Annotated in this window: 9 protein-coding genes; 5 read left to right on the top strand and 4 right to left on the bottom strand. The window is 40.6% G+C overall.

Going from position 1 to position 12,575, the window contains the following annotated elements; all coding sequences use genetic code 11:
* Positions 1–88: 88 nt before the first annotated feature.
* The 5 genes from ACLFKQ_RS28485 to ACLFKQ_RS28465 all read left to right on the top strand — a co-directional run bounded on the left by ACLFKQ_RS28485 (position 89) and on the right by ACLFKQ_RS28465 (position 7,998).
* A complete protein-coding gene (locus ACLFKQ_RS28485; RefSeq protein ID WP_449003003.1) occupies positions 89–1,711 on the top strand; it encodes a hypothetical protein in 1,623 nt (540 codons plus the stop codon).
* Positions 1,712–2,038: 327 nt separating this feature from the next.
* Complete coding sequence (locus ACLFKQ_RS28480) at positions 2,039–3,625, top strand: FAD-dependent oxidoreductase (protein ID WP_449003002.1); 1,587 nt, start codon at positions 2,039–2,041, stop codon at positions 3,623–3,625.
* Between the two features lie 234 nt (positions 3,626–3,859).
* Positions 3,860–5,386, top strand: coding sequence for a GMC oxidoreductase (locus ACLFKQ_RS28475; protein ID WP_449003001.1), 1,527 nt, complete (start codon positions 3,860–3,862; stop codon positions 5,384–5,386).
* Positions 5,387–5,451: 65 nt separating this feature from the next.
* Positions 5,452–6,441 carry a hopanoid-associated sugar epimerase gene (gene hpnA / locus ACLFKQ_RS28470; RefSeq protein ID WP_449003000.1) on the top strand — a complete coding sequence of 330 codons (990 nt, stop codon included), beginning with the start codon at positions 5,452–5,454 and terminating at the stop codon, positions 6,439–6,441.
* 42 nt (positions 6,442–6,483) lie between these two features.
* Positions 6,484–7,998: a trehalase family glycosidase gene (locus ACLFKQ_RS28465; protein ID WP_449002999.1), complete on the top strand. Its 1,515-nt coding sequence runs from the start codon at positions 6,484–6,486 to the stop codon at positions 7,996–7,998.
* A gap of 1,082 nt (positions 7,999–9,080) precedes the next feature.
* Here ACLFKQ_RS28465 and ACLFKQ_RS28460 read toward each other — a convergent pair.
* From ACLFKQ_RS28460 to ACLFKQ_RS28445, 4 genes are all read right to left on the bottom strand, one after another.
* On the bottom strand, positions 9,081–9,401 hold the full coding sequence (locus ACLFKQ_RS28460) for a hypothetical protein (RefSeq protein WP_449002998.1): 321 nt from the start codon (positions 9,399–9,401) through the stop codon (positions 9,081–9,083).
* 242 nt (positions 9,402–9,643) lie between these two features.
* Complete coding sequence (locus tag ACLFKQ_RS28455; protein ID WP_449002997.1) at positions 9,644–9,970, bottom strand: hypothetical protein; 327 nt, start codon at positions 9,968–9,970, stop codon at positions 9,644–9,646.
* 460 nt (positions 9,971–10,430) lie between these two features.
* Complete coding sequence (rfbF, locus tag ACLFKQ_RS28450; protein ID WP_449002996.1) at positions 10,431–11,288, bottom strand: glucose-1-phosphate cytidylyltransferase; 858 nt, start codon at positions 11,286–11,288, stop codon at positions 10,431–10,433.
* 186 nt (positions 11,289–11,474) lie between these two features.
* Positions 11,475–12,428, bottom strand: coding sequence for a cyclic nucleotide-binding domain-containing protein (locus ACLFKQ_RS28445; RefSeq protein ID WP_449002995.1), 954 nt, complete (start codon positions 12,426–12,428; stop codon positions 11,475–11,477).
* Positions 12,429–12,575: the final 147 nt, after the last annotated feature.

Raw genomic sequence — 12,575 nt, 5'->3', positions numbered from 1 at the left:
TAATACCCCCTAGGAGTTTGACTGTTATCATTATCTAAAATTTTTCTTCTAGACTTCTAGAGAATTTTCTAAACAAGGATTTTAAAATATGCCAGTTCTTAAATGGCTGCGAAGTTTTTTTTCTTTATTGTTTGTAGTGTCTAGCTTCTATTCTTGTGGCGCAAATAAAAACTATCGTACTCAAGCAAACGAGGTTCAAAATTTACCACAAAAGGTAAATTTATCATTAAATTCTACTCAGCAATTCAATGCAGACTATTTAAGCAATCTTGTTGACTTAGAAGGTAAGCTACCAATTTTTTGGTACGATAATACATCCATTTCAAAAAAACCTCGAAATGATAGTGCTAACATTATCGTTTTATATACTGGTAGTCATTTTTTTCGTGAGTACAATCGACAAGGCAAGGGAAAGCGGTGGCATTCAATTAGAGAATATCTCGATCGCGCTCATCAGATGAACAAAAAAGTCGTACTGAGTGTCAAACAAACCAATCAATTCCTATCTAAAAAAATCGATCCTAAAAACCCTACTAAGTTTGCAAATCCAACTAATAAAAAAATAGAAGGGGAAAAGATAGATGCGATCGAGATGCTCAAAAATTTTGTGAGTGATTTTGGTTCTCATCCAGCAGTCATTGGTTGGTACATAGCAGACGAACCTACATACAACAAAAAAATGTATACAGCCGATGGCGATTGCAGGCTCAAGCTTAATAAAGATTATAAATGCAAGACATATAGGCAGGTTCAAGGTTACACTAAGTGCCATGCAATCAAGAATACGATTCGTTCTGCTCCCAGTTTACCTGGTTCTACAAAACCTCTTTTTGTCGCCGTAGCCATGCATGAAGGGGTTTTTATCCCCTTTCCCAGAGACGGTAGCAGGAAAAATACCCTCGAAGCAACTGCGGCATTTCAACTTAAAGATTGCTACGACGTGCTGATGACTCATCTCTACTCAATTCACCGAAATTCCTCTAGATCGAAAATTGAGGAGCGACTAGATCTAGCTGTAGCCAAATATCAATGTACCTATGAGCGTTTGACAGCAATTGGTAAGCCCTTTATGCTCACAACTCAAACCCATGGAACGCACAACACCCGATTACCTTCAAAAGCGGAATTTGAATTTATTACTTTCGCCTCCCTAGCTATAATTCCCAATATTAATGCTTTCGGATTTTATGGACGTCATGCATCAATGGCATCTCCAGCAATTGCCGAGACAGCGAATACTCCTTATATACCTTATAAGAAAGACGGTAAAGTATGGCTAAAAGAAATTTGGGATGAAACAATTGACGACCTAAATGCATTTCGCTGTGCCTCAAAACATCGAGTTGCCGATCTCAATCCTCAAGTCATTGGGAACCAGATTCGCTATGTTAAAGGCGATCCCCTTCAATATATTCAAGGCGGATTTTACAAGTGCCCGGGTTCTAATAAGTGGTATGCATTGGTGGTAAATACCGATACTGCTAAAGCCAAAAACTTTCTCAATCAGACCATATTTCCTAGAAAGAAAATTGCAATTCAAATTCAGATCCCCAATTCAGGCGATCGCGCCAGACTTGACGATGTTGCTAAAGTAGTCAATAAGGAATACCATCTGCCAGTTAAAGAACGGGGAAAATTAAATCTGTTAATCGAACCGAGAGGAGTACGATTGATTTCTTTTGAACTAAAAGAAGCTAGTAACCATGAATGACGAAAGACAATTTACCGAACTATTCTGATAACTTAGTTAGGATTGCAATATCTATCTTTTAATAGATAATTATTACGACTTATTATAGAAGACACCGTTGTTTTAGAGTATGTTAGATAGATACTTAATTCTTTTATAAGACTAAAGTGAGATAGAAAATCGAGTTAGATTTCTACATAATTTAGATTAAGAAATATAAATTAGTTAGTTACCGAGCGATTGCCAACTGCCTTTAGTTCGGTAAATGGCAGTTTTATTTTTAAAATCTAGACCTCATCCAGAGAAGATTCTAGAAAAATTTTAAACTTAATCGATATTAGTAACGATATGAATCAACGCGAAGTAACAGTAGCCAAAGTAAATGACCTGCGATCGGGTCAAATGCAACAAGTTGACCTTGGCGACTCCAAGATATTACTCGCCAAAATTAATGATAAATTTTATGCCACCAGTGCATTTTGTACTCACTATGGCGCACCTTTAGCTCAAGGAGTGTTATGCGGACATCGGGTTGTCTGTCCTTGGCACAACGCCTGTTTCAATATAACCAATGGAGATCTGGCAGAACCTCCTGGTATGGACAGTTTGCCGAGTTTTCCCGTCAGGATCGAAGGAGAAGACGTAATCGTAAGATTACCAGAAACCATACTCGATCGCCGCAAGGAAATGATAATCAAGTCCGAGTCGGATATCGACAGTAGGGTATTTGTAGTTTTGGGTGCTGGTGCGGCAGGTAGTATTGCAGTAGAAACCCTGCGCCATCATGGCTATCAAGGAGCATTGCGGTTAGTAAGTGACGAAACCAACTTACCTTACGATCGCACTAAATTAAGTAAGGCATATTTACAGGGCGGTGCGGATGAAGATTCTTTACCTTTGCGTTCTTGTGAGTTTTACGATAACAATGATATCGAACTGCTGTTTGGTAAGGCAGTAACTAAAGTAGATGTCAACCAAAAATCGATCGCCTTCGAAGATGATTCCACTCTTAATTACGATTCGCTGTTACTAGCTACAGGGGCTAAAGCCAATCGTCTCAACATACTAGGTTCCGATTTAGATAACATCTTTACCCTTCATGTGACTCAAGACGCAACAGAGATTTTAAAACAAGTAGAATCGGCTCGCAAAGCGGTAATAATTGGTTCTAGCTTTATCAGTATGGAAGCCGCCGCTAGCCTGAGAAACCAGGGATTAGAAGTGGCGGTAGTTTCTCCCGATCGCTTTCCCTTTGCCAAAATTTTGGGTGAAGAGGTAGGAAAAATGTTTCGCCAACTCCATGAAGATAATGGAGTTAAGTTTTATTTACAAACCAAAGCCAAAGAGTTTCAGGGAGATGGTAAAGTCGATGGGGTCATATTAGACAACGACGAGCGTCTAGAAGCAGATTTAGTCATCGTTGGCATTGGCGTAACCGCAATTACTGACTATTTAGAAGGCATCGAACTCAACGAAAAAGACCATAGCGTTCCTGTCAATGAATACTTAGAAGCCGCACCAAGTGTCTATGCTGCCGGCGATATCGCTCGTTTCCCCTATGCAGCTACAGGAGAACCTACCCGTATCGAACACTGGCGACTAGCCGCCCAACACGGACGGATTGCGGCTCTAAATATGTTAGGAAAAGGAATAAAATTTACTCACGTTCCCTTTTTCTGGTCTGGTCAGTACGATCTCAAACTGCGCTATGCCGGTCACGCCGAAAAGTGGGATGAAGTTATTATTAATGGCGATCTAGATGCTCGAGAATTTCTCGCTTTTTATATTAAAGACAGCAAGGTGTTAGCAGTAGCAGGATGCGGCAGGGATAAAGAGGTAGCAGCAATTACCGAACTAATGCGCCTCGACCAAATGCCCGACATCGAAACGATTCGCAACGAGGCGATTGACTGGGTATCGAAATTATCATCTTAACTGCATCTATAGAAAAGAAAATTATCGGCAAATAATTCCTCTTAGCTGCAAATTTAACCTGAAATACTTAAATGTTTGCTACTAATAAGAAAATTTAGCACCAAGAGTAATTTCTCCTGCCCCCTGCCACTTGCCTCTCAAAACCTATGTGTAGCATTCTTTTTTAACAACCTATCTTTGATACAGGATTGGAGGGAGTAATAGCAAAATTTAACTGATGATTGAGCCTTAACTATGACGAGACAACACTACGATTTAATTATTATCGGTGCGGGTGCTGGAGGCGGCACATTAGCTTATGCTCTCGCACCTACAGGTAAAAAAATTTTAATTCTCGAACGGGGTGATTATATTCCCAGAGAAAAAGATAACTGGAATCCCGAAAAGATCTTTCAAGAACAAAAATATCAAACCACAGAAGAATGGCTGGATAAACAAGATCGCGCCTTTAGTCCTGAAGCCTTCTATCGCGTTGGCGGTAATACCAAGGTTTATGGTGCCGCTTTACAAAGAATGCGCGTCGAAGACTTTGGTGATATCCAGCACTACGAGGACGTTTCTCCCGCTTGGGAACTGAGTTATGAGGATATCGAACCCTATTACGTCCGTGCTGAAAGTTTGTATAAAATACACGGACAGTCCGGGGAAGACCCTACAGAACCACCCATGTCTGCCGATTATCCTTTTAGAGCGATCGCTCACGAACCTCGAATTCAAGAAGTAGCAGATAGCCTCCAAGCAAAGGGATTGCATCCCTTTCACCTTTCTATGGCATTAAATCGCGATGAGGAAAATCCCCACAATCGTCCCTGTATTAAATGCGATACTTGCGATCCCTATCCTTGTCTGGCAGATGCCAAAAGTGATGCTCAAGTTACCTGCATCGATCCAGCTTTAAACTACGAAAACGTCGAGTTAAAGATCGAGGCATTAGTCACTAAGCTAGTTACCAATGCCAGTGGACAAAGAGTAACAGAGATAGAAGTAGAATTAGACGGCACGACTCAAACTTTTAGTGCCGACACTTTTGTGGTTTCCTGCGGGGCGATTAATTCAGCCGCACTGCTATTAAAGTCTGCTAACGACAAACATCCCAACGGTTTGGCAAATTCTTCTGGTCTGGTAGGACGCAACTTAATGCTGCACAATCATTCGGCATTAATTTCAGTCAGCGACAAACCCAACCACACTGGATTTCAAAAAACTTTAGGGTTTAATGACTTTTATTTTAAGGGACCTCACCAAGACTATCCATTAGGTCAGATCCAGCTTACGGGTAAAGCCAAATGGAATCGCTTGGATATTTTTACTCCCGACTCCGTTCCCAGAGAAACTTTAGAATACATGGCGAGTCATTCCGTGGATTGGTGGCTGACTACTGAAGATTTACCCCGACTAGAAAACCGCGTCACGGTTAACTCGGCAGGGAAAATTAAAGTCGATTACCAAGCCAATAATCTCCAACCTCATGCCGAACTAATTAGCACTTGGGAACGGTATTTAAGAGAAGTCGGCTTTTTCCTCTTTTTCGCCAAAAAAATGCCTTTAAGTGTAGTTTGGCATCAAGGAGGTACCTGTAAATTTGGTTTGGATCCTCAAACTAGCGTTCTCGACCTTAACTGCCGCACTTACGATGTCGAAAATCTTTATGTAGTCGATGCTAGCTTTATACCTAGTATGGGTTCGGTCAATCCCACTCTGACGATTGTTGCCAATACCTTACGGGTAGCAGACCATCTTAAAACAGCCTTGGGCAAGTAGGTTAAATTGAAGAGTAAAACCTAACATCGGTAAACTACTTGCTATTTGCTACTTAATTAAAATCTATGCGAGCTTTCTTAACGGGTGGGACTGGTTTTGTTGGGGCTAATTTAGTTAGGCTACTGCTGCAGCAGGGATATGAAGTTAGAGCTTTAGTTCGTCCTAACAGTCGTCTGGATAATCTTGCTGCTTTAGATGTAGAAATAGTACGAGGAGATTTAAATTCCCCTAGCTTATCCAAGCAAGTGCAGGGCTGTCAGGTACTATTTCACGTCGCCGCCCAGTATTCTCTTTGGCAAAGTGATCGCGCCGCGCTGTATCGTAATAATGTGATGGGAACCCGTCACATCTTAGAAGCCGCACGTCAGGCTAAGATCGAGCGTACCGTCTACACTAGTTCGGTGGCGGCAATTGGGGTGGGTAAAAACGGCAACCCCGTAGACGAAACTTATCAAAGCGAAGTGGGTAAGCTAGTAGGAGATTACAAAAAATCTAAGTACTACGCCGAACGAGAAGCAGATAAAGCAGTGCAGTTGGGGCAAGATCTAGTTATCGTCAACCCCAGCACCCCTATCGGTGCCTTAGATCTCAAACCTACTCCTACGGGAGAGATTATTTTACGTTTTCTGCGTCGGCAGATGCCTTTTTATGTCGATACTGGTTTGAATTTAATTGACGTTAGAGATGTTGCCTGGGGACATTTACTGGCTTTAAAAAAAGGTCAAACGGGCGATCGCTATATCCTGGGCAATCAAAACCTCACTTTCCAACAGCTACTAGCCAAATTGGCTGCAATAACTAGTTTGCCAGCACCACGACAGCAGATTCCCTACTGGATCCCCTACACTGTAGCTTGGCTGGATGAAAAAGTCCTCGCACCTTTGGGTAAAAAACCATCCTTGGCTTTAGATGGAGTAAGAATGTCGCGACAAAAAATGTTTTACGATGCTACCAAAGCGGTCAAGGATCTGGGTTTACCTCAGACGGCGATCGACCTGGCGTTAGCAGAAGCAGTAGCTTGGTTTAACAACCACCAAAATTTAAAAGATCGTTGAAAATAGTAAAAAACTTAAGGTAGTAGAGTAGGTAGATAATTGATGGAATTTCCCGACCGTTTGCAAATCGAACGAGTTAGAACCTATATCAAACAAACGTGGAAGACTCTAACTCGTTCTCAGAAAGATCTCTTAGCAGCAGCTAAAGATCCCAAGCTAGAACATAGTGCCGAAAAACCCTGGTTGGTTTATATTTCACCTCAAGAAGATTTCGAGTGCGTTAAAGCCGATTTACAACAAATAATTCCAGCCGAAGAATGGCAGCAACTAGAACTACGGGTTTTACCTACTGAAATCGAACTAATTAAAGAACATGGTTTACTTTATCTACCCCATCCCTACGTAGTTCCTGGGGGACGTTTTAATGAGATGTATGGTTGGGATAGCTATTTTATTATTTTAGGACTGTTACAAGATGGAGAACTCGAACTCGCCAAAAATATGGTGGAGCAATTGGCTTATGAAGTGGAGCATTTTGGCATGATTCTCAATGCCAACCGTACCTATTACTTAACGCGATCGCAACCTCCCATACTTACTCACGCGGTTCTCAAACTCTACGAATATACCCAAGATAGACAGTGGTTGCAATCGCTTTTACCCGTAGTTGAAGCTTACTATTACTATTGGGTAGTACCACCTCACCTCAACCAAGCTACGGGACTATCCCACTACTCTAGCTTTGGTTATGGTCCCGCTCCAGAAGTAGTTGCGTCTGAATTAGACGAACTAGGGAGAACTCATTTCGATCGCGTCAAAGAATTTTACCGTCAAGTTCATTTTGACGATTATGATGTCAATTTATACTACGATCGCCATACCAATCAATTGTCCGATTTATTTTATAAAGGTGATCGCTCGATGCGCGAATCGGGGTTTGACATTACCAACCGTTTTGGACCTTTTAGCGTCGATATCATTCATTACGCTCCTGTCTGTCTTAATGTCTTGCTGTGTCAAATGGAGGCAGACACCGCCAAGATTTACGAGCTTTTAGGTTATTTTGAAATTGCTCAACAGTGGCGCGATCGCTCTACCTTACGTCACGAACGTATCGACCATTTTTTATGGGATGAAGAAGCCGGACTTTATTTCGACTACAATTTTCGGACGGGCAAGCGGAGAAAGTACGAATACGCCACTACCTTTTATCCCCTCTGGGCGGGTATCGCTTCCCCCGAACAAGCCGAAAGAGTCTGGCAAAATTTAGCCAAATTTGAAGTAGCAGGGGGCATACTTACCAGCACTCAAGTTAGTGGCAATCAGTGGGACGCGCCGTTTGGTTGGGCACCTTTAAATTTAATTGCCGTAGAAGGCTTGATGCGCTATGGATACAAAGAGCAAGCCAAACAGATCGCTCAAAAGTTTTTGACCATGGTAGTTCAAGAGTTTGTCAAGGATAGGACTTTAGTAGAAAAATACGATGTCTGTGCTGTTTCTTCCGATGTTTCTGACGAAATTCTCTTTGGCTATAGCTCTAACGAAATTGGTTTTGGCTGGACTAATGGCGTATTTTTAGAGCTGTTGGATATTTTAGAGCTTAAGAATAAAAATTAACCTACACCAATTTTCTGTTTTTTTCAGACATAACGAATCAAAATTCGCTGGATGCTCACGTTCTACTTTAGAAAATGGGTAGAGGTTTATTCTAGCCGGATTTATCTATGTTGCTGAAGTTGAAGGCGCGATCGCTGGATTTGGCGAGCTTGAAGTGAACGGTCATATCGAATGTTTCTATTGCCACAAAGTTTTTAGTGCCATGGCGTGGGTAGCTTAATCCATCGAGCAATAAAATCAAAGGCAGTCAAGTTGTCAGTCAGCCGTTTATTTAACTGAAGCCACCCTGATTGACTGACAAAAGATGAAGAGCAAGCACTGGAAGCAGGAACTGATAAAAGATTCAGAGACTTGACAAAAGTGATGAGGAGTCAGCATTCTGAAATTAGATACCACAAAACAACACTACAAACTTTTGCTGAGTACGGATTAAGATTCGACATCGAAGAAAGCTTTCTTGACGACCAATCTGGAGGCTGGAATGTTCAACATTCGATGATACGAAATGTTTGTGCCTTGTCCCGATTATGGTTTATTTTGGCTATTGCTACTCTCTATGTCAGTGTACAAGGAGTTGAAGTAGTTGATAGTGGTAAACGACGATGGGTTGATACTCATTAGTTCCGGGGTAATAGCTATTTTCGTATCGGTTGGGACTGGGTCAAAGCTGCACTTTTGAATGGTTGGAAATTACTTCATTCTGTAACTTTTTCTAGTCATCAAGATCCTACTCCTGCCATAGCCTCACTCAACAAACATCGACAACGCTTGTATCAATTGGAATTTAAAGTACAGACCTATTCTTATGCTGTTTCATAAGTTTTGTCAGTCAACCAGGAAGCCACCATCACTGCCAAGCCTTTCTTTCAGCGCATGGGTTTTAAATTTTGAAAGAGCAAAAGGTATTTCGATCTTTGTACGCAATTTATTTTATATATTCTAGAATAATATAGTGATTCAGATACTAAACTCTTGAATTCTTACGAACTTTACTTCTTTCATACATCTCCTCCGCGTCAGTCATAAATAAATAAACCGGAAAAGCGGCAGCTTTTATGTTATGTTTCACAGCCTAATTGCTTTTACTTGGCTTTTACTCTAACGGTTTCAAAAGAGTAGTTTTCTTCTTCTCTATGTTTGGTTTTTATCTTCACTTTTTCAAAACCTGCAGAGTATACATCAACATCAGCATAATGCTTTTCGCTGACCGCCAATGCAATTCCCTCGCCATTTGCTTTTACTTTTTTTCCCTTATTTTCAAGAACGACTTCTGTAGTAGCTAGAGTATAAGCATTATCTCCTTGTGCGGAGGCATGGGAAGTTATTGCTAATAAATAATTACCACCTGCAACTTTTTCGTCATATGAAACTGTTTCAAGGTAAGGTAGATCGGAAATCAACATTTTTAAAACCTTCTGTTTTAATATATAATTATCCGAGGTAAACGCATCTTATCTCTTTTTGTCAGTTTCCCAGACTGCGATCGCTAAAACCATCATACTGACACGACTTGGGAAGTTTCTGTGAAATCTTTGCAACTTAAGGAGTCTAGAGCTCGAACATAGGTACTGTTTTAGCAGAATTAGGTTGTTTCAGCCATGCTTAAAATGCTAACCTTCTAAGTCGTAACACTGAGGAAGATACTTTAGATAATGGAATATGAAACAGCTCTTGTAGATATACTAGAAGGATTAGAGCTAGTTAAAGTAAGAGAACTAGATCTACCGTCTTTACTTACAATTTGATATCCAGATTCACCAGTTTTGGAATTTTCTAACTTTTTGACAACAGTTTCTGAATCGGAATAGATTTCTGTTTTCTCGTAGCCATCTAAATTATCAAAAATTTCTGTTGGTCGATTTAACCAAGATGAACCGAAATATTCCAATAAAGATCTTCCACCTGTTACCTCTAAGTTTTTTCTCGATATTGCTTCGCAATAACTTAAATCCAGAATTTGTAATCTGCTCATTAGACATCCCCACGTCTTAATTTACTTGGTTTAATCTTATAGTTGCAAGCTCTCAAAATGTTGCCATTCTGGCAAATTTATTGCGACAAACAAATCTAAGACAAATCTTAAGAAAGCACCTATAAATAAAAAAATCTTAGGTTATTGAAATTAATTTATTATGGCAGATTAAGAGACTGTTTGTTAAACAAAAATTAAATGCTTGTGTAGGTTGGGTTAGGCGAGTATTTTTCTAGAATTACTCTTATGATTTGCTATTCGCCGTAACCCAACAAAATTAAACGTTATACTCGTCTTAAGATTTACTTTATAAACAATCTCTAACTTATTGAGAAATTATTAACATTAATCTACTGCGTCATCTCATTCTATTGGTCGATTTTCAAAAATTTGAAAAGGTAGTTTTATTATTACGCAAACAAAAAAATCAATACCAATCAATAATGCGCTTCTATTGTTATTAACATGTTAGAGCAGAAATACTATTACCATTCTGATGTAATGTTTGTAACTCTAATGTCTCGTAACTAACTTTCGCATCTTGCTCTTCTTGCCAAATTTTCCAGGGTGCTTCACCACTATCCCAAAGTCGTTGTAGGCGCTTTTTATCGCGCAGAGTGTCCATACATTGCCAAAACCCGGTATAACGGTAGGCTATTAACTGTTCATCCTTAGCCAGACGTTCGAGGGGTTCTTTTTCCCACAGCGTTGAATCGTCATCAATGTAATCATAAACTTTTGGTTCTAGTACAAAAAATGCACCATTAATCCAACCTTCATGTATTTGCGGCTTTTCAGAAAATTCTACAACTCGATCTCCATCTAAAGTTGGTAGACCAAATCGTGCCGGAGGTCGTACGACCGTCATCGTAGCTAATTTGCCGTGCTGACGGTGAAATGCCAGTAGGTCATGTAAGTTCAAATCTGAAACTCCATCTCCCCATGTCAACATGAAGGTTTCATTGTTCATGTAAGGAATCAACCGTTTGATGCGTCCACCTGTGTTTGTACGAAGTCCAGTTTCAATCAACTCAACTATCCAGTCTGGCTTGTATCCACCGTGCATATTAACCATACCGCTTCGGAGGTTAACGGTTAGATTACTGTTAAGTGAGCAGTAATCCACCATATATTTTTTAATGACTTCGCCTTTGTAACCCAAAGCAATAACAAAGTCCCGATGATTGTAGTGATAGTAGTGTCTCATGATATGACAAAGAATGGGTTGTCCACCAATCGGCACTATGGGTTTAGGCTTGGTTTCTGTTTCTTCAGCTAGGCGTGTACCTAGTCCTCCAGCGAGAATTCCTATTTTCACGATCTTTATTTCCTTAATGAATTACATTTTTGATTTGAGCCAGCTAAATACTTCTATACCAAAACTTATTTTGATACCAATTGGTTGAGTTCGACCAATTGGTTGAGTTCGAGGGTTTGCCAATTGAGTTTCTCTAGTTTCTCTGTTAAGGGAGCCGCCCTTGGTTGTTCTAACCAACGTTCTAATTTAGCGATCGCCCTGCGGGACTTTGTTTGGTTGAGGAGGATTATCTCGATGGCTAGCAGGAGAACTTACAATTATCGGCAAGGATGGAGCGGTTACACCTCCTGATTTGCCATTTATCGATGCTGGTGCTACTAGAGATTTGCAGTCGGAGTTTCGATCCCAAGCGCTGACTAACGTGGGAGCAAGTTCGGAGAAAGTTTGCCAATTTTGTTGAGACAACTGATAAACCGATAAATTTGTCTGGGCGAGCCAAGCTTTGGGAATCTCGGCTGGATATCCCCAAGAACTTCCGAGCTCTATATCTTGGTCTTTAATCTGCCCCCTACGTAGCCAGAAGCGACCGACCTCATCAGCTCGAGCCACAGGTTCACCTGCGGTAATTTGTTTTTCTTCCAAGTACGGTAGTAGCTGTTTCAGACGGTGGCTAGATATGGAACGCAATTCGGTTAGAGTTTTAAAAAAGATTAACTTTTGACGCTCTCGAGCCTCAGTCTGCCATTTTGTTTGAAGTTCTGGTAGTTTTTCTAGAAAAGCCTGTAGTTTCGCTAGAGAAATTCTGGCAACTCGAACCTTACTAGCTGCGATCGCTCTATATGACAAGCAAGTTTTACACCAAAAGGAGTCTCCTCCAAAAGTCGCTCCTTCTGTAAGTAAGTAGGTAGAAACCTCTCGTCGTTTATGTACGTCAAAGCCAAGTAACCTCAACCTTCCTTCACGAACCCAAAAAAAATACTGGGAGTTTTGTTTGTGAGGAACAAAATCAGAATGAGAAGCTGGGTAATTTAATGAACAATCGCCTAATTCAAATTCAACAATTTCTACCTCCTCACTTAAATAGTTGACTAACTCTGCTCGCTCTGGGGTTAATTGCTCTGGCTCCAAAAGCAATGGTAGGATTGACCCCCTATCTTGGCGCTCGAGTGCAGGAGATTTCAATTTCTCTGTGTTATTCACTTTTCTTGCTCCATAAATGACTATCCCAAATCACTCGTTCAATTGCACGTGTAGGTATTCGCAAACATACGGTCTCTCATAACTAACTTGGATTACGAAAAGCTTCTAATGCTTCAGGAAATGTCTCCAAAGGTTTGTTCGCCCAAC

Source organism: Myxosarcina sp. GI1(2024) (assembly GCF_053543375.1).
This window is presented reverse-complemented; position numbering and strand designations above follow the sequence as displayed.

What these genes read in the sequence shown, in the direction of transcription:
- ACLFKQ_RS28485 (WP_449003003.1), top strand. Translation starts at nt 89, where the DNA reads ATGCCAGTTCTTAAATGGCTGCGAAGTTTTTTTTCTTTATTGTTTGTA.
- ACLFKQ_RS28480 (WP_449003002.1), top strand. Translation starts at nt 2,039, where the DNA reads ATGAATCAACGCGAAGTAACAGTAGCCAAAGTAAATGACCTGCGATCG.
- ACLFKQ_RS28475 (WP_449003001.1), top strand. Translation starts at nt 3,860, where the DNA reads ATGACGAGACAACACTACGATTTAATTATTATCGGTGCGGGTGCTGGA.
- hpnA (WP_449003000.1), top strand. Translation starts at nt 5,452, where the DNA reads ATGCGAGCTTTCTTAACGGGTGGGACTGGTTTTGTTGGGGCTAATTTA.
- ACLFKQ_RS28465 (WP_449002999.1), top strand. Translation starts at nt 6,484, where the DNA reads ATGGAATTTCCCGACCGTTTGCAAATCGAACGAGTTAGAACCTATATC.
- ACLFKQ_RS28460 (WP_449002998.1), bottom strand. Translation starts at nt 9,401, where the DNA reads ATGTTGATTTCCGATCTACCTTACCTTGAAACAGTTTCATATGACGAA.
- ACLFKQ_RS28455 (WP_449002997.1), bottom strand. Translation starts at nt 9,970, where the DNA reads ATGAGCAGATTACAAATTCTGGATTTAAGTTATTGCGAAGCAATATCG.